23 protein-coding genes are annotated in these 22888 nt (G+C 64.8%); 18 read left to right on the top strand and 5 right to left on the bottom strand.

Annotated elements, in window-relative coordinates; all coding sequences use genetic code 11:
* The first annotated feature begins 203 nt into the window (after nt 1-203).
* From lpxC to B5D38_RS02150, 6 genes are all read left to right on the top strand, one after another.
* Complete coding sequence (gene lpxC, locus B5D38_RS02175) at nt 204-1142, top strand: UDP-3-O-acyl-N-acetylglucosamine deacetylase (protein ID WP_078706739.1); 939 nt, start codon at nt 204-206, stop codon at nt 1140-1142.
* A gap of 339 nt (nt 1143-1481) precedes the next feature.
* Nucleotides 1482-2300 (top strand): outer membrane protein assembly factor BamD, encoded by an 819-nt coding sequence (locus B5D38_RS02170; RefSeq protein WP_425349308.1) that lies wholly within the window; start codon nt 1482-1484, stop codon nt 2298-2300.
* Nucleotides 2301-2458: 158 nt separating this feature from the next.
* Nucleotides 2459-4135 (top strand): DNA repair protein RecN, encoded by a 1677-nt coding sequence (recN, locus tag B5D38_RS02165; RefSeq protein ID WP_078706738.1) that lies wholly within the window; start codon nt 2459-2461, stop codon nt 4133-4135.
* 4 nt (nt 4136-4139) lie between these two features.
* On the top strand, nt 4140-6272 hold the full coding sequence (gene ligA, locus B5D38_RS02160; protein WP_078706737.1) for an NAD-dependent DNA ligase LigA: 2133 nt from the start codon (nt 4140-4142) through the stop codon (nt 6270-6272).
* Nucleotides 6273-6352: 80 nt separating this feature from the next.
* Nucleotides 6353-7066: an AzlC family ABC transporter permease gene (locus B5D38_RS02155; RefSeq protein ID WP_245318733.1), complete on the top strand. Its 714-nt coding sequence runs from the start codon at nt 6353-6355 to the stop codon at nt 7064-7066.
* A complete protein-coding gene (locus tag B5D38_RS02150; RefSeq protein WP_078706736.1) occupies nt 7059-7355 on the top strand; it encodes an AzlD family protein in 297 nt (98 codons plus the stop codon). The genes B5D38_RS02155 and B5D38_RS02150 overlap by 8 nt, the downstream gene beginning before the upstream one ends.
* Here B5D38_RS02150 and B5D38_RS02145 read toward each other — a convergent pair.
* Nucleotides 7349-7873, bottom strand: a complete 525-nt coding sequence (locus tag B5D38_RS02145) for a cytochrome b (protein WP_078706735.1) — start codon at nt 7871-7873, stop codon at nt 7349-7351. The genes B5D38_RS02150 and B5D38_RS02145 overlap by 7 nt on opposite strands.
* A gap of 187 nt (nt 7874-8060) precedes the next feature.
* On the opposite strand from B5D38_RS02145, the gene B5D38_RS02140 reads away from it, so the two are divergent.
* Nucleotides 8061-9263 carry an MFS transporter gene (locus B5D38_RS02140; protein ID WP_078706734.1) on the top strand — a complete coding sequence of 401 codons (1203 nt, stop codon included), beginning with the start codon at nt 8061-8063 and terminating at the stop codon, nt 9261-9263.
* On the opposite strand, the gene B5D38_RS02135 is transcribed toward B5D38_RS02140, so the two are convergent.
* Entirely contained in the window at nt 9230-9907 is a 678-nt protein-coding gene (locus B5D38_RS02135; protein ID WP_078706733.1) for a DapH/DapD/GlmU-related protein, read from the bottom strand. The two genes, B5D38_RS02140 and B5D38_RS02135, sit on opposite strands and share 34 nt — an antisense overlap.
* 215 nt (nt 9908-10122) lie before the next feature.
* On the opposite strand from B5D38_RS02135, the gene B5D38_RS02130 reads away from it, so the two are divergent.
* The 3 genes from B5D38_RS02130 (at nt 10123) to B5D38_RS02120 (ending at nt 13568) form a co-directional block, all read left to right on the top strand.
* Complete coding sequence (locus B5D38_RS02130) at nt 10123-10719, top strand: SCO family protein (RefSeq protein ID WP_078706732.1); 597 nt, start codon at nt 10123-10125, stop codon at nt 10717-10719.
* Between the two features lie 111 nt (nt 10720-10830).
* On the top strand, nt 10831-12708 hold the full coding sequence (locus B5D38_RS02125) for a cation:proton antiporter (RefSeq protein WP_078706731.1): 1878 nt from the start codon (nt 10831-10833) through the stop codon (nt 12706-12708).
* Complete coding sequence (locus tag B5D38_RS02120) at nt 12705-13568, top strand: 50S ribosomal protein L11 methyltransferase (protein WP_078706730.1); 864 nt, start codon at nt 12705-12707, stop codon at nt 13566-13568. Before B5D38_RS02125 ends, B5D38_RS02120 begins: the two co-directional genes overlap by 4 nt.
* Before the next feature lie 57 nt (nt 13569-13625).
* Here B5D38_RS02120 and B5D38_RS21970 read toward each other — a convergent pair whose 3' ends face one another.
* On the bottom strand, nt 13626-13823 hold the full coding sequence (locus B5D38_RS21970) for a hypothetical protein (RefSeq protein ID WP_131829849.1): 198 nt from the start codon (nt 13821-13823) through the stop codon (nt 13626-13628).
* Nucleotides 13824-14079: 256 nt separating this feature from the next.
* On the opposite strand from B5D38_RS21970, the gene B5D38_RS02115 reads away from it, so the two are divergent.
* Nucleotides 14080-15912 (top strand): aminopeptidase P family protein, encoded by a 1833-nt coding sequence (locus tag B5D38_RS02115; RefSeq protein WP_078706729.1) that lies wholly within the window; start codon nt 14080-14082, stop codon nt 15910-15912.
* A 99-nt stretch (nt 15913-16011) separates the two neighbouring features.
* Here the strand turns inward: B5D38_RS02115 and B5D38_RS02110 are convergent, their stop codons facing one another.
* Nucleotides 16012-16482, bottom strand: a complete 471-nt coding sequence (locus B5D38_RS02110) for a BA14K family protein (protein ID WP_078707069.1) — start codon at nt 16480-16482, stop codon at nt 16012-16014.
* A gap of 187 nt (nt 16483-16669) precedes the next feature.
* Between B5D38_RS02110 and B5D38_RS02105 the strand changes: the two genes are divergently transcribed.
* The 7 genes from B5D38_RS02105 to B5D38_RS02075 all read left to right on the top strand — a co-directional run bounded on the left by B5D38_RS02105 (nt 16670) and on the right by B5D38_RS02075 (nt 22597).
* Nucleotides 16670-17539: an STAS domain-containing protein gene (locus B5D38_RS02105; protein WP_078706728.1), complete on the top strand. Its 870-nt coding sequence runs from the start codon at nt 16670-16672 to the stop codon at nt 17537-17539.
* Between the two features lie 5 nt (nt 17540-17544).
* Nucleotides 17545-17916, top strand: a complete 372-nt coding sequence (locus B5D38_RS02100) for an STAS domain-containing protein (protein ID WP_078707068.1) — start codon at nt 17545-17547, stop codon at nt 17914-17916.
* Between the two features lie 27 nt (nt 17917-17943).
* Complete coding sequence (locus B5D38_RS02095; protein WP_207552872.1) at nt 17944-18327, top strand: ATP-binding protein; 384 nt, start codon at nt 17944-17946, stop codon at nt 18325-18327.
* On the top strand, nt 18324-19313 hold the full coding sequence (locus tag B5D38_RS02090; protein ID WP_078706727.1) for an ATP-binding protein: 990 nt from the start codon (nt 18324-18326) through the stop codon (nt 19311-19313). Before B5D38_RS02095 ends, B5D38_RS02090 begins: the two co-directional genes overlap by 4 nt.
* Nucleotides 19310-20437: an ATP-binding protein gene (locus tag B5D38_RS02085; protein ID WP_078706726.1), complete on the top strand. Its 1128-nt coding sequence runs from the start codon at nt 19310-19312 to the stop codon at nt 20435-20437. The genes B5D38_RS02090 and B5D38_RS02085 overlap by 4 nt, the downstream gene beginning before the upstream one ends.
* Before the next feature lie 134 nt (nt 20438-20571).
* Nucleotides 20572-22029 (top strand): TrkH family potassium uptake protein, encoded by a 1458-nt coding sequence (locus tag B5D38_RS02080; RefSeq protein WP_078706725.1) that lies wholly within the window; start codon nt 20572-20574, stop codon nt 22027-22029.
* Between the two features lie 172 nt (nt 22030-22201).
* Nucleotides 22202-22597, top strand: a complete 396-nt coding sequence (locus B5D38_RS02075) for a DUF6481 family protein (RefSeq protein ID WP_078706724.1) — start codon at nt 22202-22204, stop codon at nt 22595-22597.
* A gap of 105 nt (nt 22598-22702) precedes the next feature.
* Here B5D38_RS02075 and B5D38_RS02070 read toward each other — a convergent pair.
* A partial coding sequence (locus tag B5D38_RS02070; protein ID WP_342587339.1) for a transposase occupies nt 22703-22888 on the bottom strand: 186 nt, incomplete at its 5' end.

Raw genomic sequence — 22888 nt, 5'->3', positions numbered from 1 at the left:
GCTGCCGATGGTCAACGCGGCATTATCGGTAACACGGGGTAACCAAGCGTGATTTGGTATGGGCAGCCAGGCGAATTAGGTTTCGCTTGGTTTTAGAGGTCGCATGAACGTTCCGGCGGCGCGTTGAAGCCCCGGCCCTGGAGACACTCTCCGAGGGCTGATCCAATCCCGGATCATCTGTGTGACAAAGAAGAGACGTGTTCATGTGGCAACAGACGATCGGCGCGCGAGTCGAGTTTGAAGGCGTCGGCGTCCACGGCGGCCAGCCTGTTCATATGGCTCTTCTGCCGGCAGCGGAAGACACGGGCATCGTATTTCACCGCGTGGACGCATCCGGGTTTCGTCACGAGATCGCGGTTTCCACATGGAGCGCGCCGGCTGTTGATCTGGCGACGATCGTTGCCGCTCCCTCGGGCGTTCACGTTTCCACCATCGAACACATCATGGCCGCGCTTTATGCGATGGACGTCGACAACGTCGTGATCGAGATCGATTCCGACGAGGTGCCGATCGTCGATGGCTGCGCCTCCGCTTTTGTCGAGGGCCTCGCCGCCGTGGGCACTATCGCGCAGGCCGCCAAGCGTCAGTACATCCGTGTGCTGAAGCCGGTGCGCGTCGAGACCGCCAGCGGATTTGCCGAATATCGACCCTATGCCGGCACCCGCTTCGAGGTTGAGATCGACTTTTCCTCGCGCGCTGTCGGGCGCCAAGCCTTCGCCTTCGATCTGTCGCCCAAGACCTTCCGCAAGGAGCTCTCGCGGGCCCGCACCTTCGGCTTCCTTGCCGATGTCGAGCAGCTTTGGGCCGCCGGCCGGGCGCTCGGCTCCTGCCTGGAGAACTCGGTTGTCATCGGTCATGATCAGACGGTGATCAATCCGGAAGGTCTGCGCTACCCGGACGAGTTCGTGCGCCACAAGGCGCTGGACGCGGTGGGTGATCAGGCGCTGGCCGGCGCGCGGGTTCTCGGCTGCTACCACTCCTATCGTGGCGGCCACAAGATGAATGCGCTGGCCCTGAGGGCGCTTCTGTCCGACAGTTCGGCGTATGAGCTGACCGAGCGTCCGGCCCGCCGGGCTGGTGGCGCTCGCCACGCTCTGCCTGCCGCTGCCGCCGCGCCTGTGTTTGGCCCCTTCACTCTTTAAGCGTCCAAGCCGTCGACGGCTTGGCTTTGTCGCGGGGTGCGAGGATGCGCTCCCCGCGCATCGTGATCCGGCCTCGCAAGTCGTGATCGGCGTATGGGCTTTTCCCTGCGTTCGTGGTGCGATGCCGTCGCAAGAGGCGCGAGAAGTGCGCCCTCGGAATCACGTCCGGCAGGGTAAAAGCCACAAAAAAGGCATGATGGCGGTTCTTCAACCGTTGTCGGGGCGCGCCGGCTGACGTAGGAAAGGCGGCGTCTTCGAAGAGGGGAATGAATGCGCATGGTCAACGCACGGTGCGGTCGAGCGGCTTCGAGGCCGGCAAGGCGGTCTCTTGCCACCGGGATGCTGGTGGTGTGCGCTGCCGTTGGGCTGTCCGGCTGCATGTCGTCCAAGGACGACAAGATGGACGTCATGGCGCTGGCCGCCGAGACGGACCCGGCCGACGTTCTCTACAATCAGGGCCTCGCAAACCTCAATTCAGGTCGTCTGAAGGAAGCGTCGCGGAAGTTCGACGCCATCGACCGGCAGCACCCCTATACAGAGTGGGCGCGCAAGGCGCTGGTGATGAAGGCCTTCACGTCCTATCGCTCCGGCGATTACGAGGAGGCGGTGACGGCGTCGCGGCGCTATCTGTCGCTTTACCCGGCATCCGATGACGCGGCCTACGCGCAGTACATCATCGGCCTTTCCTATTTCCGCCAGATCCCCGACGTGACGCGCGACCAGAAGTCGGCGGCCCGCGCCGTGGCGGCCATGCAGGAGGTGGTCGATCGCTATCCCGACTCGGAATATGTCGAGGATGCGAAGGCGAAGATCCGCTACGCCAACGACCAGCTCGCCGGCAAGGAAATGCAGATCGGCCGGTACTATCTGGAGCGGCGCGAATATTTGGCCGCCATCAACCGCTTCAAGCGCGTCGTTGATGTCTATCCGCGCACGCGCCAGGTGGAAGAGGCGTTGGCCCGTCTGACGGAAGCTTATTACGCCATGGGCCTGACGCAGGAGGCTCAGGCCTCGGCTTCGGTGCTTGGCCAGAACTTCCCCGACTCGCAGTGGTACGCCGACAGCTACAAGCTGCTTCAGTCGAAGGGGCTGGAGCCGCGCGAGGGTGGCGCCGGCTCGTGGTTCGCCGACGCGACGCGCAAGCTCGTGGGCGCCTGATCCGGCAGGCCGCCGCTTCACGGGGGCGTCTCCGCCAGGGATGACCCCGACGGCCGAACAATTGGCTTAGGCCGGGCTCTCAAAATTCCGCGCCGTTCAGCTATATTGAGCGCCGTGGCCGGTTGCATTCCCACCGGCGCTCGATCAACAACGGCGTCATGCTCGTCCATCTTGCCATTCGCGACATTGTGCTCATCGACCGCCTCGATCTGACCCTCGGGGCCGGGCTGTCGGTGCTGACGGGCGAAACCGGCGCCGGCAAATCCATTCTTCTCGACGCGCTTTCGCTCGCCCTCGGCGGGCGAGGCGACGGCGGTCTCGTTCGTCATGGAGCGAGGCAGGGCGAGGTGACGGCCGTGTTCGACGTCGGCCCCGACCACCCCGCGCGCGCGCTTCTTTCGGAAAACGGCTTTGATGACGATGGCGATGTGATCCTGCGCCGCATCCAGAGCGCCGACGGCCGCACCCGCGTCTTCATCAACGACCGCCCATCGAGCGTCGCGCTGATGCGCGATCTGGGTGGGCATCTTGTGGAGATTCACGGTCAGCATGACGACCGGGCGCTGGTCGACAGCCACGTTCATCGCCAGCTGCTCGATGCCTTCGGCGGCCTCTCCGGCGAGGCGCAGGAGGTGGGGGCCGCGTACCGGCGCTGGCGCGAGGCGGAGGACGAGCTTGTCCGGCATCGTGCCCGCGTCGAGGCCGCCGCGCGAGAGGCCGACTATCTTCGCGCCAGCGTCGACGAGCTCTCCGAGCTGGCGCCCATCGCCGGCGAGGAGGAGGAACTTGCCGAGAGCCGGCAAGTGATGATGCGCTCCGAAAAGATCGCCTCGGACGTCAACGAGGCCCATGAAGAGCTGGCGGGCACGGCGTCGCCGGTTCCCGCGCTGGCCGGTCTCCTGCGCCGCCTCGACCGCAAGAAGGATACGCTTCCGGGCCTCCTGGACGAAACCATCGCGCGGCTCGAGGTCGCCCTCGACGCGCTTTCGGACGCCCAGATGAGCCTTGAGGGTGCGCTCCGTCAGGTCGAATTCGATCCCCACGCCCTGGAGAGGACGGAGGAGCGGCTTTTCGCCCTGCGCGCGGCGGGCCGCAAGTTCTCCGTACCCGTCGACAGCCTTCCCGAGCTTCAGGCCCGGATGATCGGCGAACTCGCCGATCTCGATGCCGGCGAGACGCGCCTGACGCAGCTGGAGAGCGAGGTGGCCGAGCGTCGCGCCCTGTTTGACCGTCTGGCCGCCGCGCTCTCCGAAAAGCGGAAGACGGCCGCGCGTCTTCTTGAGGGCGCGGTCATGGCCGAGCTTCCGGATTTGAAGCTGGAGCGGGCCGAGTTCATCGTCGAACTGACCAGCGAGCCCTCCGCGCCTTCCGCAAGCGGCATCGACACGGTGGAGTTCTGGGTGCGCACAAATCCCGGCACGCGCGCCGGACCGATGATGAAAGTGGCCTCCGGCGGCGAGCTTTCGCGGTTCCTTCTGGCGCTGAAGGTGGCGCTGGCTGATCGTGGCTCCGCGCCGACCTTGGTTTTCGATGAGATCGACTCGGGTGTCGGCGGCGCCGTGGCCGACGCCATCGGCCGTCGTCTTTCGCGCCTTGCCGCCAGGGTTCAGGTGCTTTCCGTTACTCATGCGCCGCAGGTGGCGGCGCGCGCGACGACGCATCTGCTCATCTCCAAGGGTGATGCGGGCACGGAGGAGGAGCGCGTGGTGACGCGGGTCGTTCCTATCGCCGACGAGCACCAGCGCGAGGAGATCGCGCGGATGCTGGCGGGCGAAACTGTAACCGAAGAGGCGCGCGCTGCCGCGCGCCGCCTGCTGCGACCGGGAGCCGCCTGAGCCAATGACGAAGGATGGGGCAGGGGCCTTGCGGGAAAAATCGGTGGATGCGCTGTCGGCGGCCGAGGCGGAAAAGGAGCTGGCCTCGCTCGCCTCCGAGATCGCCGAGCATGACAGGCGCTACCACGGCGAGGATGCGCCCACCATCTCGGACGCGGAATACGATGCCCTGCGGCGGCGCAACCTCGCCATTGAGCAGCGCTTCCCGGATCTGAAAAGAGAGGATTCTCCGTCCACCAAGGTCGGCGCCGCCGTATCCGAGAAGTTCGGCAAGGTGCGGCACGCGGTGCCGATGCTCTCGCTCGACAATGCCTTTTCCGATGGCGATGTCGCCGATTTCGTCGCGCGCATCCGCCGCTTCCTGCGGCTCGACGGCGGGGCGATGCCGGCGATCACCGCAGAGCCGAAGATCGACGGGCTCTCCATGTCGCTGCGCTATGAGAGAGGTGTTCTCGTTTCCGGCGCGACGCGCGGCGACGGCGCGGTGGGCGAGAATGTCACGGCGAACGTCAAGACCGTGCCCGACATCCCGAACGTCCTCCACGGCAAGCCGTCCGAGGTCATCGAGGTGCGCGGCGAGGTCTATATGGAGCATCGCGACTTCGCCGCGCTGAACGAGCGTCAGGCGCAGGCGGGTCGGCAGGTTTTCGCCAACCCGCGCAATGCGGCGGCGGGCTCGCTGCGCCAGCTCGACGCCTCCGTCACCGCCTCGCGGCCATTGCGCTTCTTCGCCTATGCATGGGGCGAGGTGAGTGAGATGCCCGCCGAAACCCAGACGGACATGGTCGCCGCGCTCGCCGGTTATGGCTTTCGCGTCAATCCCCTGATGCGGCGGTTCACCGATCTTGAGGAGCTGCTTCGCCACTACCATGAGATCGAGGAACAGCGGGCGAGCCTCGGCTACGACATCGACGGCGTCGTCTACAAGGTCGACGATCTGGAACTGCAGCGCCGCCTCGGCTTCGTCTCGCGCAGCCCGCGCTGGGCCATCGCCCACAAGTTTCCGGCCGAGCAGGCGACGACGGTGCTCCGCGCCATCGAGATCCAGGTCGGCCGCACCGGGGCGCTGACGCCTGTTGCAAAGCTCGATCCAGTGACGGTCGGCGGTGTCGTCGTCACCAATGCCACGCTGCACAATGCCGAGGAGATCGGCCGTCTCGGCGTGCGCATCGGCGATACGGTCCATATCCAGCGCGCCGGCGACGTCATTCCCCAGGTGCTGGGCGTCGACCTGGATAAGCGCCCCGAAGGCACCGAGCCGTTCGAGTTTCCCTCCGTCTGTCCGTGCGAGCTGAAGACGCCGGTCGTCCAGGAGGAAACCGCGTCGGGCGCCCAGAGCGTCGTCAGGCGCTGCACCGGCGAGTTCGCCTGCCCCTTCCAGCGCAAGGAGCATCTGAAGCTCTTCGTCTCCCGCCGCGCCTTCGATATCGAGGGTCTGGGCGACAAGCAGATCGATTTCTTCTACGACGACCCCGACCTCTTCATCCGCGCCCCGGCCGACATTTTCACGCTGGCGCGGCGCGAGGCCGACAGCTTCAAGAAGCTCAAGGACAAGGAGGGCTACGGAGCCGTTTCGGCGCGGAACCTCTTTGCCGCCATTGAGGTGCGGCGCGAGATCGCCCTGGAGCGCTTCATCTACGCTCTCGGCATCCGTCATGTCGGCGAGGCGACGGCGAAGACGCTGGCGCGCGCCTATGGCAGCTTCGATGCCTTCCACCGCGCGGCTCTCGCCGTCTCCGAGGGGGACGAGGCCGCGACGGCGGAGATGGATGCGCTGGACGATATCGGCGAAGCGGTGATTACCGCGATCGGCCGCTTCTTCCGCGAGGAGCATAACCGCAAGCTGGTCGAGGACCTTGTCGCCGAGCTCACGATCGTCGATGCGGAGCGCCCGGCCGCGTCCTCGCCGGTGGCCGGCAAGACGATCGTCTTCACCGGATCGCTGGAAAAAATGACGCGCGACGAGGCGAAGGCCATGGCCGAGGGCCTGGGCGCCAAGGTGGCGGGTTCGGTCTCCAAGAAGACCGACCTCGTGGTGGCCGGTCCCGGCGCCGGCTCCAAGCTCGCGAAGGCTGCCGAGCTGGGCGTCGAGGTCATCGACGAGGATGCCTGGTTCGAGCGGATCGGAAGGGTGTGAACGGGCGCCGCGCAGCGCTTTTGGTTTTCGCTGCGATGCACTAGAAGCGAGGCATCCTTCCTCCGCTCAAGAAGCCTGCCTTGTCTCGTCAATCCGAATTTCGCGAAGCGCTGCGCGACGCGCTACCCGTCGCCATCGCCTCTGCTCCGTTTGGCATGGTCTGCGGCGCCATCGCCGTCGGCGCCGGCATGACGATCGTCCAGGCGACGTCCTATTCCGCGACGGTCAACGCTGGCGCCTCACAGCTCGTGGCGTTGCAGGTCACGTCCATCGGTGGATCGCTGGCGTCGGCTCTGCTGGCGCTTTTGGCCGTGAATGCGCGCATGGTGCTCTATTCCGTGATCATCGGAAGGCACTTCGGCGCGCTTTCACTCGTCCAGAAGGCAGTTGCCTTCTTCCTCCTGACCGATCCGATGTTCGTGACGGTGGAGGTTCGCGCGATGACACGGAAGGTGACTCCCACCTATATCTTCACCTTCGGCATCGCCCTCTACACGTCCTGGGTCGTCTGCACCGCGATCGGCGCGAAGTTCGGACAGTTGATCGAGGACCCGCGCGCCTTCGCGCTGGATTTCATCCTGCCGGTCTTCTTCTTCGCCATGTTGATGGGCTTCCGCCGGCGCCCTGGCTTCTATGCGGTTGCCGGCATCAGCGCCGCCGCCTCCATCGCGGTCTATCTCACGCTCGGCCCGCCGTGGCACATCACGCTCGGAGCCGCCGCCGGTCTCGTCCATGCTGCTATTACCGCCCCCTCCGCCGCGGCGCGGTCGGTCATGGAGGCGCGCGATGAGTGACGCGTGGGCGCTGATCGTTCTTGGCGCGCTTTTGACCTACGTCACGCGCATCATCGGCCATGTGATCGCCACGCGCTTCGCCGTTCTTCCTCCACGCGTGGAGGCCGTGCTCAACGCGGTGCCGAGCGCTGTGCTGACGGCGCTTGTCGCTCCCGTCGTCGTCAGCGGCGCATGGCCTGAGCGCCTCGGCATTCTCGTCGCGCTCGTTTGTGCCCTCAGATTGCCGCAGATCGCCACCGTGGCCATCGGGACGGCGGTGGTCATCGCGGGGCGGGCCATGGGTTACTGACCCGACCCCGCCGAATCCGGCCGCACCATGCGGGTGAGGACATTCGTCCGGAAAATGAAGTGCTGGGTGAGCGCGCCGAGAATGTGGACCCCGATGAGGACCAGCATGATCGTCCAGATCAGCGAGTGCGCCGAACCGGCGCCCTCGACCCCCCCGAACCAGGCGACCAAGCCCGAGATCGGCATCAGGATCAGCGCCAGATAGAGCAGCGCGTGGACGGATTTCGCGAGCCACAGCGCCCAGACCGGTTCGTCCTCGGGGTGGGGAGGCCGGCCCCGGATGAGACGGTCGGCGAGGCGCACCAGCGCGAAGACGAAAATGGTGAAGCCGACGCCGATGTGCAGCCAGACCATCAAGGCGTCGCTTTCGCCCTCGCTCGCGCCCCTCAGCGCGTTTCGCCATGCATCCTCCATGGCGTCGTGATCCAGAATCTGCACCACGATCAGCGCCGCGATCAGCCAATGCATCCAGATGTTCAAGGCCGACCAGCTAGGTCTGCGCGGCGTGTGGTTCTGCATCGTCGCCTCCTCGTCGCGGATGGGTTGCTCGAGGCATCTATCTATTCGAGCGGCGCCGAAGGTGGTGTTACGAAACGCAAGGATTTGTTGGTTCTGACAGCGGATCGACAGGTTTGCAAAAACGCACCTCGTCGGCGCCGTCTGGGAACGCTATGTTGACTGCGTTTTTCCTATTTACAGTTCACCTATGACCACTCAGACAAATCTTGACGCGCATGTCCCACATGCGGGCGGCATCGGTGCCGCGCTCACGGTGCTGATCGCTTTTGCCTGCGGCGCGCTTGTTGCCAACCTCTATTATGCCCAGCCGCTCGTCTCGCTGATCGGCCGCTCGGCGAACATGCCGGCCGGCGCGGACAGCATGCTCGTCACGGCAACGCAGCTGGGCTATGGCCTCGGCCTTATTCTCCTGGTGCCCCTGGGCGACATTCTCGAGAACAGGCGCGTCATCGTGGTCACGATGGCCGCGACCGTGGTCGCTCTCATTGGCCTCGCCATGGCGCCGGGGGCCGGAACGCTCTTTCTCATGATGTTCGTCGTGGGCGCCAGCTCCACGGCGGCGCAGATGCTGGTGCCTCTCGCCGCGCATCTCGCCCGGTCGGAGGAGCGCGGCCGCGTGGTCGGCAACGTCATGAGCGGACTGCTCGGCGGCATCCTTCTGGCCCGCCCGCTGGCGAGCTTCCTCGCCGACTGGATCGGCTGGCGCGGCGTCTTCCTGCTGTCGGCCGTGATCGTCGCGGCGACGGCCCTGGTCTGCCGGGCGGTGCTGCCCCAGCGCCGCCCCGAGCATTCCCAGAGCTACGGAGCGCTTCTTCTCTCCATGGGGCGGTTGATCGTCGAGCAGCCGCTTCTTCGGCGCCGGGCGCTCTTTCACAGCGCGATGTTCTGCGTTTTCACGATTTTCTGGACGGGCGCGCCGATCATCCTCATGCGGGCGCCTTTCGATTTCACCGCGACGGGCGTTGCCGTCTTCGCCCTGGCGGGCGTACTCGGCATTTTCGCCGCTCCCGTGGCGGGAAGGCTTGCCGATCGTGGACACAGCCGCGCCGGCACGGCGGCCGCCATGATGACCGTCATCGCGGCCCTGGTCATCGCCTATTTCGGCTCATCCTCGCTGTCCTGCCTCGTCGCCGCGGCCATCCTCATCGACCTCGGCGTCCAGGCGAACCTGGTCATCAGCCAGCGCGAGATCTACGGGCTCGCCGCCTCGGTTCGTAGCCGGCTCAACGCGGTTTTCATGGCGGTGTTCTTCCTTGGCGGCGCCATCGGCTCTGCCTTGACCAGCCCTGTCCTTTCGGCACTCGGCTGGCATGGGCTCATCCTTGTCAGCCTTCTCTTTCCCGCCGCCGCGCTGGCCTATTTCTCTGCCACCGAGCTGCGGGCGCGCTGAAGCGCCTCCCAGCGATCCAGGAACGCCTCGATGGGCAGCGTCTGGATTTCGGGCAGTGCCTCGAAGAGCGTCTCGGCCGGCCAGTCCCACCAGGCAAGACGCTCGACGCGGGCCGCGATGTCATCGGGAAAGCGCTGCCGCAGGGCTTTCGCCGGGACCCCGGCTGCGATGCTGTAGGGCGCGACGTCGCGCGTCACGACCGCGTTGGCGCCGATGACCGCGCCGTTGCCGATCGCGACGCCCGGCATGATCACCGCGCCGTGGCCGATCCAGACATCATGGCCGATGGTGACGCGCGCTTCCCGCCGGCGCTCGCGAAACGCGCTGTCGACGGGCCTGTAGCGGAAATACTCGTTGGGCCGGTAGCTGATCTTGTGCGTGGTCAGGCGTTCCATGGGGTGGGTGAGGGCGTTGATGCGCACATTCGCGGCGATCGAGCAGAACTTTCCGATCTTCGCATAGATCGCTTCTCCGCCGCGCTCGAAATAGGAAAAGTCGCCCACCGTGACCTCGCGCAGCACACATCGCGGCCCGATCTCCGCGAACCGGCCAAGCTTGACGCCCTTCAGCTCAGCCGTGGGATGAATGCGCGGTTCGGAGGAACGAACGCGCACGTCCTCTTCAATCTCCGCCGGTGCTTCCATAGGCATGTCGTCGGTCATGGCGGTGTCCGCACGGTTGGAAATTGGGTCACTAAAGCGTGCTTGGGGCGTTCCGGCCACGCAAGCTTTGCTCGAAGGAGGTGGCTTTCGAGGTGGCCTTCTATAGAATGCGCGCACCAGTTTGTAGCCGGGCGGTGCCGGTCCGCGGTGCGTGGATGAGCGACGGCATCTGGCCTGATGAAATGCGTGGTGGTCTCATGAAAGCCCGTTCCTTCATTCGCATCGGCCTTTGGGCCGCGGTCGCAGTGATGGCCGGCGCCATCCTGTGGACGGTGCTTTTCTACAGCAACGCCTCGCCTCTGAGCGAGGAGAAGCCCTATGGCGTTCCCTTCGCGCTCGTGGATCAGGATGGCCAGCCGGTAACGGAGGCGGTGTTCCAGGGTCGGCCGACAGCAGTCTTCTTCGGCTATACCCATTGCCCCGACGTTTGTCCGACCTCGCTCTATGAGATGGCGGGCTATCAGGAGAGCCTGAAGGCCGAGGGCCATGATCTCCAGGTCGTCTTCGTCAGCGTCGACCCGACCCGCGACACGTCGGAGATCCTGAAGAACTACTTGAGCGCTCTGGATGCGAACATCGTCGGCATCACCGGAGATCCGCAGAAGGTTGCGGCCATGGCCAAGGGCTGGGGCATCTATTCCGAAAAGGTGCCGGGCGACGAGCCTGACGAATATACGATGAACCATACCGCGACGATCTTCCTGCTCGACGGGAAGGGGCGCTTGAAGTCGACCATTGCCTTCGGCGAGGACCCCAAGTCCGCCGCCGAGAAGCTGGAGAACCTGTTCTCCTGAGCTCCCATGGACGAGAGCGATTCACCGGCCATCCTCTTTTGTGCGACGCCGCATTTCCTTTCGCGACGCCGAGACTACGTTTGGCGCGTGGTCGAGAGGGGCACCTGATCCATGGAAGAGCTTAGTCTCAAACTGGCGATGATCGGCGTTGCCGGCATCGGCGCCCAATGGGCCGCCTGGCGCTGGCATTTGCCGGCCATCGTCCTCCTGTTCGTCGTTGGACTTCTGTTCGGTCCCGTCACCGGCTTCCTCAATCCTGCGCGGGACTTCGAGACGCTCTATCGGCCGGCGGTCTCGATGGCGGTGGCGATCGTCCTGTTCGAAGGCGGGCTGACGCTGAATTTCCGCGAGGTCCGCGAGACCACCGTTGCCGTGCGACGGGTGATCCTGGGGGGCGGAGTCCTCGTCTGGCTTTTCACGGCCTTGGCGGCGCACTTTCTGAGCGGCCTGTCCTGGCCGACCTCGATCATTCTCGGCGCCGTTCTGGTCGTCACCGGACCGACCGTCATCATCCCGCTGCTTCGACAGGCACACCTGAAGTCTCGGCCCGCCTCGATCCTGAGGTGGGAAGCGATCATCAACGATCCCATCGGCGCGCTCTTCGCCGTCATCGCCTTCGAGACCCTTCTCGTGATGGGCGGCGCGCATGAAGCGGAGAACTTCATCGTGAGCGCGATCGCCTCCGGAGTTTTCGCGCTCGTCGGCGGCGTTGCCGCCGGGTATGGCCTCAGCCGGCTCTTCGCGCGCGGTCATGCGCCCGAATACCTCAAATCGCCCATCCTCTTCGTCACCGTGCTCGGCATGAACGCCGTGACCAACCTCATTCTTCACGACAGCGGGCTTTTGACGGTCACGGTGATGGGCGTCACCATGGCCAACCTTCGACTTTCCTCTATCTCCGACATCCGCCGGTTCAAGGAGACGATCACGACCCTCCTGGTCTCCGGCCTCTTCATCATTCTGACGGCGGCCCTGACGCGCGAGGAGATCGCGCTGTTCGACTGGCGCGCGGTCCTCTTTGTCCTGGCGGTTCTGTTTGTCGTGCGTCCGCTCGCCATCTTCATCGCGACCCTCGGCACCGGGCTTCCCTGGCGAGAACGCGTCCTGGTCGGGTGGATCGCGCCGCGTGGCATCGTCGCCGTTGCCGTCGCCGGGCTCTTCGGCGCGAGCCTCTCCAGATATGGGGTGGAGGATGGTCCGCGCATGCTGACCTACACCTTCGCCGTCGTCGCCGCGTCCATCGTTCTGCACGGTTTTTCTCTGAAGCCGATGGCTCGCGCGTTCGACCTCGTTGCGGCCGACCGGCCGGGCGTTCTGCTGGTCGGCGCGTCGCGCTTCTCCATTGGGCTCGCGCGCCGGCTGAAGGCTCTCGGCGTTCCAACCCTGATCGCCGATTCCAACTGGTCGAGGCTTGCCGAGGCGCGACTGGGCGATTTCGACACGTGGTTCGGCGAGATTCTCTCCGAAAACGCCCACCATTCGCTCAATCTGTCGCGCTTTTCCTACATCGTCGCCGCCACCGACAATCCCGCCTATAACTCGCTGGTCTGTACCGATTTCGGTCCCGACGTCGGCCGCTCGGCCGTTTTCCAGATCGGCCCCTCGACCAATTCGGACCGCCATTCGGTCAACTTCACCATCGGCGGGCTGCCGCTCTTTCGCCCTGGGAAGAGCTTCAACGATCTGCGCGACCACATCGCGACGGGTTGGCTCTTCCAGGCGACGCGCCTGACGGAATCCTTCGGCTATGCCGCCTTCACGGCGGAGTGTCCCGAGGGCACGCACGTCATCCTCTGGGTTCGCCCGTCCGGGGAATTGATTTTTGCGGCGAAGGAGGGCTCAGGTGATCCGGTCGCCGGCGACACGATCATCAGTTTCGGGCCACCGCGAAAGGACCGTGATCAGGAAAAGATCGCGCGGGCGACGACGGTTGATCGAGAGACGCGCGCCGAACGCGCGCGCATGGCGGCGGACGAGGCCAAGGCTTGAAGCAGACACGTTATCATTTCATCGCGCCGAAGCCCGACGCCGATCGGGCCTATGCGGTGCTCGAGGCCGCTTTCGAGGACGAGGGGGCGCCGCTGGCTGTGGCCGAGGTCGACGAGGCGGCGGCCCTTTTCGAGGTCTCGCTTTATCTCGACGGCGAGGACGACCGGCGCGCCGACGTCGAGGCCGCGCTGGCGGGAGAAGCCTTCACCATTGAGGCGGAGGTCCTGCCGGATATCGACTGGATGAGCCGAGTGCTCGCCGAGTTGAAGCCGGTGCGGGCAGGGCGGTTTCTCGTCCATGGCGCGCATGATCGCGACAAGGTGCGCCCCGGCGATCTGGCGATCGAGATCGAGGCGAGCGAGGCCTTCGGAACCGGCCATCACGGCACCACGGCTGGCTGTCTCGAAATGATCTCGCGCCTGGTCGCGCGGCGCCGCCCGAGAAACGCCCTCGACGTCGGTACCGGCACGGCGGTGCTCGCCATCGCGCTTGCCAAGCTCGCGCGTGTGCCGGTTCTGGCCAGTGATATCGATCCTGTCGCGGTGAGGGTGGCGCGCGGCAATATCGCGCTCAATCATGCCTCGACCATGGTCGACACGGTGGTCGCCAAGGGGCTTTCCGCGCCGGACATCCGCCGTCGCGGCCCGTTCGACCTCATCGTGGCGAACATTTTGGCGGGTCCGCTCATGATGCTCGCGCCGGATATCGCCCGCAGCCTCTCATGGGATGGCGACGTCGTCCTATCGGGTATCCTCGAGCGCCAGCGCCGCGCGGTCCTTGCCGCCTATGGCATTCAGGGATTGGTACATCGAGCCACCATCCGCCACGGCGAATGGGCGACGATCCATCTCTCCCGCTAAAACGAAACCGGCCGCCCAGAAGGCGGCCGGCATCTTTTGGGATTTTTTTGATGTCGCTTACGGGCGCTCGGGCGCGGTGCCCTCGAACAGCGACCGCCGCTTGGCCGTGCCGTTGTTGAACTCGGAAAGCTGCGCGACATAGCGGTCGGCCTGACGCTGGCGAGCCTCGACCATTCGGTCGAACGCGACTCTGAGGACACTACGAGAGCCGGCCCTATTCCGCATGCTGAGGTCGGTGTAAGTGGTGTCGGTCATGGTTGCTCCTGGTTGGCTATAACAGCCCTCCCTTGGTGTGCATATTGGTCGCACCTCCCCCTCTTGACTAGCGGGAGGTTCGCATAGCTCCTGTCCGGATATTGCAACGCAATAATCCTTCTTTTGTCATCAATCGGTAACGCTTCCGGCTCCGCCACGGCCGAGAGGGCCGGCGCGTCGGGCGATTGCGCCTCTCCACTTGACGGGAGACGCGGAGAGGCAGAGTCCGTTGCATCTCTGATGATGGGAGACGGGCATGTATCAGGCATTCGATGTAATCGGTGGCTCCAGCGGCTCGGCGGAGCGCGTGGCGCGTTTGCGCGCGGCCTTCGACGCGCTCTCGATCGATGGCTTTATCGTGCCGCGCGCCGACGAGCATCAGGGTGAGTACATTCCCGACTCGGCCGCTCGTCTCGGCTGGATCACGGGCTTCACCGGCTCGGCCGGCGTGGCGCTGATCCTCAGGGATCGCGCGGCGATCTTCGTGGATGGACGCTACACCGTCCAGGTCCGCGCCCAGGTCGACACCACGCTCTACGACATCGAGAGCCTGGTCGACACGCCCCTGTCCGAGTACCTGAAGGAGCGCGGAGCACGGTTGCGCATCGGCTTCGACCCATGGCTCCACACGATCGGCGAGGCGAAGCGCCTGCGTGAGGCGATGGTCGCGGCGGGCGGCGCCCTGGTTCCGCTTTCGTCCAATCCCATCGATGCCATCTGGGCGGATCGGCCGGAGCCGCCGAAGGGCCGCGTTTGGCGTCACAACGAGCGTTTCGCCGGGCGGCCCGCCGCCGACAAGATCGCCGCGCTTCAGGCGGATCTCGACAAGAAGGACGTCTCGGCGACGGTCGTCACCGATCCGTCGTCCATCGCCTGGGTTCTCAATATCCGGGGTAGCGACGTTTCGCACACGCCGTTGCCGCTCTCCTTCGCCATTCTGCCGCGCGAGGGGAGGCCGACGCTGTTCATCGATCCGGACAAGATCCGGGATGCCGAGGTGCGCACCTATCTTTCCGGCCTTTGCCAACTGGAAGCGCCCGCTGCCTTTGCCGGGGCTGTCGAAGAGGTTGCGAAGAACGCTCGCATCCTTCTCGATCCGGCGCTCGCCGCCGAACAGCTTCGCGAGATCGTCGAGGGCGCGGGCGGCGCGGTCGTCGAGGGACCCGATCCCGCTCGCCTGCCGCGCGCCATCAAGAATGAGACGGAAATCGCCGGCTCCCGCCTCGCCCATCAGCGCGACGGAGCGGCCATGGTCGATTTTCTCTATTGGCTGGATCTTCAGGCGCCGGGCTCGATCACCGAGATCGGCGCGGTCGAGGCGCTGGAAAACGCGCGGCGGGCAAGCGGCGAGGCCGCGCAAATGCCGCTACGCGACATCTCGTTCGATACCATCTCCGGCGCCGGCCCCAATGGTGCGATCGTACATTATCGCGTTAACCGCTCGACCGACCGGACGCTTCAGGCGGGCGAGCTGTTCCTGATCGATTCAGGCGCGCAATATGAGGACGGAACCACGGACATCACCCGGACGGTCGCCATCGGCGAGCCGACGGCGGAGATGCGCGAGAAGTTCACGCTGGTCCTCAAGGGCATGATCGCGCTGTCGTTGGCGCGCTTTCCAAAAGGGACGCGCGGCATGGACATCGATGTGCTGGCGCGCATCGCGCTTTGGAAGGCGGGTTGCGACTATGCCCACGGCACCGGCCATGGCATCGGCTCGTTCCTGGCGGTGCATGAGGGGCCGCAGTCGATCTCGAAGCGAGGGGTGACAGAACTCGAAGCCGGCATGATCATCTCCAACGAGCCCGGCTATTATCGCGAGGGCGCCTTCGGAATCCGCATCGAAAACCTGATTCTGGTCAAGGATCGGGAGCCGGTCGCTGGCGGCGACCTGCCGATGCATGGCTTCGAGACGTTGACGCTGGCGCCGATCGACCGGCGGCTCATCGAGGTACGCTTGCTCACTGAAGAGGAGAGGGGATGGCTCGACGCCTATCACGCCTGGGTGCGTGAAACTCTCTCGCCGCTACTTCGCCCGGAGGTCGCCGAATGGCTCGCGGGCGTGACGACGCCGCTCGAGCGCGCCTGACCGTTAGGCCTCAACACGAGACACGAAAAACCCCATGCGACCGGGTCGCATGGGGTTTTGATTTGACTGTAATGATCGCCAGTTCCCGGCAAGATACCGTCAGCGGCAGAGCTGGCGCGGCCCGTTGTAGGGCTGGAACGTGCCCGAACCGGGATCGAACGAGCGGTAGCGCGCCGAGCAGTAGCGGTACCACTCCGACGTCCATGGCGCGGGGCGCCCATAGGCCGGCGCGGCGTAGACCGGTGCCGGCTCGTAATATCTCACGCGCGGCTGCGCCTGGCTGGCAATGGCGGCGCCGACACCCAGACCGACGATGGCGCCAACGACGCCTGCACCCACATCGCTGTGGTGACGGCGACCATAGTAGCGCGGCCGATAATAATCGCCTCTATGCCAACGCCGTCCACCGTCGTAATAGCGCGGCCCGCCACCCCAGCCGGGATGACCGCGCCAGTCGGCGCTGGCCTGGCTGACGCCGACCACCGGCACCGTGCTGGGCACCACCGCTGCGACTGTGGAAAAAGCCACCGCCAGCGCGATGGCCTTTGCTCCGAGAATTTTCTTGAACATGCTCGCCTCCATGGCAAACGCCGATATGGCCTGCATCTTAACGCCTGGGAAGGTGAACCGTTGCTGAACAACCCTGTCATGCGCCCGCGCTGTTCGCCGGGAACGTCAAAAGTTGGTGACTTTGATGGTGGCGGAATGGCGCCGGCCGGCATAGATAGCCCCCGGGGACAGTTTTGCCGGTGAGACAATGAACGACCAGACGATCAGCTTCGCAACCATCATCCAGGAAGACTTCGAGCAAATTCTTTCCGCCTGGCTTCGCAATCAGGCGATTGAGGGCGTGAAGCGGACGGACCTCGTTTCGCCGCGCGAGACCGAGGCCCAGAGCCGCGAATTGCTGGCGGCTCTCTCGCGCGCCCTCAAGACGGCGGGCATCGGCGACGATTTCAATTTCTCCAATCCTGCGTGGGACCCGGTGCGGGAGGCTCTGGAGCAGATCACCGACAGTCGCACGCAGCGCGGCGTTTCTCCCACCGAGATGTTCTGGTTCATCGCCTCGATCAAGCAGGGCATTTTCGAGCGGCTGAAGAATACGGTTCCCGACAACTCCAATCACCTCATCGACGAGGTTTGGAACGCAACCCGGCTGATCAATCAGCTCGCCCTCTACGCCATCGACACTTTCGTGCAGAAGCGCGAGGCGATCATCGAGCGCCAGCAGTCGGAGATGACCGAGGTTTCCGCGCCGGTGGTCAAGGTGTGGGATCGCATCGTGACGGTCCCCTTGCTGGGAACGCTCGATTCCTTCCGCGCCCAGACGGTGATGGAAAATCTTCTCGAGGCGATCGTGCAGCGAGAGGCCCAGGTCGCGATCATCGACATCACGGGCGTCGCGACGGTCGACACCATGGTCGCCCAGCATCTTTTGAAGACAGCGGCGGCGGTGCGCCTGATGGGCGCCGACTGCGTGATCTGCGGCATCAGCCCGAAGATTGCCCAGACCATTGTCCATCTCGGCGTCGATCTGCCCAACGTGACGACGCGCGCCGATCTTCAGAGCGGACTTGCCTATGCTTATGAGAGAATCGGGCTGCGCGTTGTCGCGATGAAGGATTGAACACGGTGGAGTCCCACAGCACGTCCGGCGGCTCGCCCATCGTCACCATCACGGGATGCGTGATCGTCGCCATTCGCGACGATCTCGACGACCGGTCGGTGATGGTTCTTCAGGATCATCTGGTCGATGAGATCGCCCGCACCGGGGCGACGGGCGTCATCATCGATATTTCCTCCCTCGAAATCGTCGATACGTTCGCCGGCCGTATGTTGGGCGCCATGGCGGAAATGTCGAAGATGCTCAACGCGCGGACCATCGTCGTGGGCATGCGCCCGGCGGTGGCCATGACGCTGGTCGAGCTCGGAATGACGCTGCAGGGGGTCGAGACGGCGCTCAACGCCGATCGCGCCATGGCACTGATCAAGGCGGGGCGTTGACCCGCCTTGGCTTCGGAAGTTTGGAACGTGACGCTGGCCCGCTCCTCCGACATCGTCTTCGCCCGTGAGACGGCGATGAAAGCGATGGCGAAGATCGGCGCTTCCGCGGTCAAACGGACCAAGTTTGTGACAGCTGTTTCCGAGATTGCGCGCAACGCGATCATCTACGGCGGCGGGGGCGCTATTTCCTTTCGCATCGAGGGCGTGGCGCCAACCATCCGGGTCGTCGCGGAATGCAAGGACGGCGGTCCTGGGATCGCCGACATGGATCTCGCGTTGAAGGATGGCTACACCACCGGGTCCGGCCTGGGACTTGGCTTGAGCGGTGCGCGCCGTCTCGTCGATCGCTTTAATATCGTATCTTCGTCCAAAACCGGGACAACCGTGACGTTGGAAAGCTACGCTCGATGATCCTCCTGCCCATTGTCGAGCCGAGCCAGGTCGGTGCCGCGCGGCGCCGGGCGGTCCAGGAGGGCCGCAGGCTGGGCCTGTCGGATGCCAATTGCGACCGCTTGGCGATCGTGGTCACGGAAGCCGGCACCAATCTCGTGCGCCATGCCAGGCAGGGCGAGATCATTCTCGTTCCCCACCTGTCGCACGAACCGCTTTCCATTCACGTCGTGGCGCTCGACAAGGGGCCGGGGCTCGTTTCCGTCGAGGCTGCGCTGCGCGACGGCTTCACCACCAAGGGCGAGGGCATCGGCGGCGGTCTCGGCGCCATCAAGCGTCTTTCCGATTTTCTCGATATCTATTCGGACACGACCGGCACGACGGTGGTTGCCACCATATCCGAGGAGCCGCTGCCTCGCTTCCACGACGCGGAAATCGCGGGTCTCACCATCGCCAAACCAGGCTTCAAGGTCGGTGGCGACGCCTGGGCCTTTCGGCGCGAGGAACAGGCCATGATCGTGATGCTGATGGACGTGCTCGGGCACGGAGCCGTCGCAGCCGATGATGCGCATCTCGGTGTCGAGGCTTTTTGCGGCGCGAAGGGCGCCGGCCTGGAGGAGACCGCGGCATTGGTGTCCCAGGCGCTCGCCGGCGGGCGCGGCGCCGCCGCATTGATCCTCGAGGTGCCTCACGGGCCAGGGCGGTTGCGCGCCATTGGCCTTGGCAACGTCAAGGGCGAGATTCTCGCGGGCAACGATCGCCGCGGCATTCCTTCCGCTCCGGGCATCATGGGCACTTCTCCCAAGCGCTTGGCGCCGACCGAGCATGATTGGCCGGCCGGCGCGCTTCTGGTTCTCAGCACCGATGGCTTGAAGAGCGCGGATCGGGGAGGAGACCCGCTCGCTCTCTATGTGCGCTCGCCTCTCGCCATAGCCGCGACGCTCTACCATCGCCGCCGCCGCGGAACCGACGATTGCGGCGTCGTCGTCCTTAGGGCCAGCGAATGAGACTCGTCGTCACTTCCATCAGGATCGAGCGGGACACCGACGTGGCTCATACCCGCCGCACGGCGCGCGTCGCCGCCAAGGCGAGCGGCTGCAGCACCCGCGATCAGATCCGCTTCGCCACCGCCGTTTCCGAAATCGCACGCAACGCTCTCCAGTACGCCGACGGCGGCATCGCCGAGTTTTCCTTCGATCGAACGGGAGGAACGACACAGCTGATCGCCAAGATTTCAGACAATGGCGGCGGCATACCGGAACAGGTGATTTCGGGGGGCGGACGCAGCCATATCCGCTCCTCAACGGGCCTCGGCCTCGGCCTCGCCGGCTCGCGCAAGCTGGTGGATGGGTTCGACATCGTCAGCGGCTCGGGAGGAACCGTCGCGACGCTAAAAATGAATCTGGAGGGCGGTCCAGAGCCCGCGGCCTTGAGCCACGCGGCTGCGGACGCGATGATCGAAGCGGCCAAGAGCAATCCGCTGGACGAGCTCGCCGAACAGAACCGAGCCTTGCGCGACTCTCTCGCCCAACAGGAGTTCCTGCTGCGCGAGCTTCATCACCGCACCAAGAACAATCTCGCCGTCATCCAGTCCCTGGCGATCATGCAGGGGCGCCAGATGCAGTCGGAAGAGGCGCGGACCGCCTTCGAAACGCTCACCAGCCGTATTCGCGCCTTCGCCAACGCCCACAATTTTCTGCATCGCGCCGACGATGTATCGAGCATCGACCTCAAGCTTCACATCGCCGAACTCGCCCATCAGCTGGGAGAAGCGTTCGGGGCGGGCGGCATCGTCATCGACTGCGAGCTGGAGTCGGTTTCGGTAGATTTTGACACGGCAACCGAGGTCGGCCTTATCGTCAACGAGCTCGTGACCAACGCCGCCAAGCATGCGTTCACCGGCCGCCACGGCACCGGGCACATCCTCATAGAGGTCTACGCCCAGGACGCGCGCTTCATTCTCAAGGTCTCCGACAACGGTCCCGGGCTGGCGGATGCGGAGGCGACCTTGCGTGATTCGCGATCGCTCGGCTGGCGCATCGTCCAGGGCGGCGCTCGCAAGCTGAATGCCGACTTGAAGGTGGATGGAAAGGGCGGCCTTTCGGTCACGCTGGTGGTGCCCAACGAATAAATCGGGGACACGTCAGCTTTCCAGCCTCTTCGCATTTCCTCCATCTTTCGCTATGCCGCCGTTCTTGGTGCAAGGGTGCTCGAGGGCTTTACCGGTCCGCCATCCGCACAAGCCGGTAACAGGTTTGGCAATTCATGATCTCCAGGCGGCTCGGCTTCATCGTCTATATCAACGGCTTGTTCCTGATCGCGCTGTCGGCCGTGATGGTGCTGCCGATGCTGGTCGATTACGGCTCGAACAACCAGGATGCCGGCAATTTCCTCGCCTGTATCGTGTTGGTCGGCGGCACCGGCGGTTTTCTGGTGGCGGGCTTCCGCAAGACCGAACGAGAGCGCATCGTCGACCGGCGCACCGGCTATCTGTTGACGGTTTCCGCGTGGCTCTCGATTTCCTTTTTCGGATCGCTGCCGCTGCTGATTTCTTCGCTGAACCTGTCCTTCACCGACGCGATGTTCGAAACGGTGTCGGGCTTGGCAACGGCCGGCTCCACCATTTTGACCGGGCTCGACACCATGCCGCCGGGGCTGCTTCTCTGGCGCTCCCTGCTGAATTGGATCGGCGGCATCGGCATCGTCGGCATGGCTCTCGCCGTCCTGCCGATGCTCAACGTCGGCGGCATGCAGCTCTTCCGCTCCGAATCATCTGACGTTTCGGGAAAGCCGTTTCCTCGCGTCGCCGAGATGGCGCGCGCGGTCGGCAGCGCCTATGTCGGATTGACTGCGCTTTCCGCCTTCAGCTTGATCGCCGCCGGCATGTCTCCCTTCGACGCGGTCAACCACGCGATGGCGGCCATCGCCACGGGGGGCTTTTCCACGAAGGACGCTTCTGTCGGCTTCTTCGATTCCGTTCCGATCGAGTGCATCCTCACCGCATCGATGATCGCCGGCGCGCTGCCGCTCAGCTTCTACGCGAACTTTTTCGTGTCGGGCCATCGAGTGCTTCTCGAGGACCAGCAGATATCGGCCTTTCTGAAGATATGGGCGGTGGCGGTCGGTGCCATGGTGGTGTGGAACGTCTTTCAGGGCATGGAGCCCTACCACGCGCTGCGCGTGTCGACGTTCAACGTCACGTCGATCCTGACGGACACAGGCTTCGCCTCGACGGATTTCTCCACCTGGGGCAGCTTCGCCACGGGCTTCTTTCTCATGCTTTATTTCGTCGGCGGATGCGCCGGGTCGACCTCGGGCGGCGTCAAGGTCTTCCGCTGGCAGCTGCTCTTTGCCGGCGCGCTTCGTCATCTGCGCCAGACGCTCTCGCCCAACCGTGTGCAGGTGGTTCATTACCAGCATCAGGCGGTCGAAAACGAAACGCTGTCGGCGGTCAGGACCTTCCTCTTTCTCTACATCATCACCTATGTGGTGCTGACGCTGCTCGTGATGGCGACGGGGCTGGATCTTCTCTCCGCCATGTCCTCCATCGCGCAGGCCATGGCCGGCGCGGGGCCCGGTCTGGGGCCTGAGGTCGGACCCGCCACGACCTTCGCTGGCGTCTCGACGACCGCGAAGTGGATCATCATGTCGGGCATGCTTCTGGGCCGGCTCGAATTGGTCACGGTCTATGTCGTGCTGTTGCCGGAGTTTTGGCGCGGCTAACGAGCATTGCCCAAATCGCAGGGCATATCTTCGACCTTGTGACTTGACGAATGGGAAGCTACGCCGTATCCGACTGGCAGCATCCGGTTAGGCTGAACTTGGCCGCTGGCCCTTTCTCGTGAGAGGTGCCTTACCGCTTGCTCTTTCACACATCGACTGGTGACGAAAAGCTTTGAGCATCTTCAATAACAGCAATTTCGCCGACCGTCGCAAGACGGCGGATGACGCAAAGAAGGCCCTGTTGGAAAGGGCGCGCGCCAAGGCCAACGACCCCGAACTGGTGAAGCGCCAAGCCGAGCGTGCCAAGATCGTGCAGGCTCGCGAGGAGCGCGAGGCGGCCCGTCGCGCCGAGCGCGAGCGCCAGCGCCAGGAGGAAGAGGAGCTGAAGGCGCTCCTCGCCGCTGAGGAAGCTGCCCGCGCGGCCGAGGCCGAAGCCGAGCGGTTGGCCGAGGAAGAGGCCAAGAAGAAGCTTCAGGACGACATGATCTCCCGCCTGGTTGCCGACGAGGCCGAGCGCAAGGCACGGCGCGACGCGCGCTACGCCGCCCGCAAGGCCCGTCAGCGCTGAGCGTCTCACGCCTGTTGGCCTGATCCGGCTGGCCAGGATCGCCCCATAGGGCGGTCCCAAGGCCGCGAGTATTGGCGGATCGGATGATCCTAGAGCGGGATGAGATTAGGATCGTCCATATCCTGAGTTGACGAGGTAGTTGCTGCATTCGTCGGCGGAGATGGTGGAGAGGATCTGGCCGATGGCGGAGCAGACGGCGTCTCTGGTGCGCTGGCCGGCTTTGCGCAGCAGGTGCTTCAGCTTGGCGAAGAGCTGCTCGATGGGATTGAGGTCGGGGGAGTATTTGGGCAG

This window comes from Consotaella salsifontis (assembly GCF_900167365.1).
GTDB classification, from domain to species: Bacteria; Pseudomonadota; Alphaproteobacteria; order Rhizobiales; family Rhizobiaceae; genus Consotaella; species Consotaella salsifontis.
Note: the sequence above shows the minus strand (reverse complement) of the source record. Positions and strands in the feature narration are given on the sequence as shown.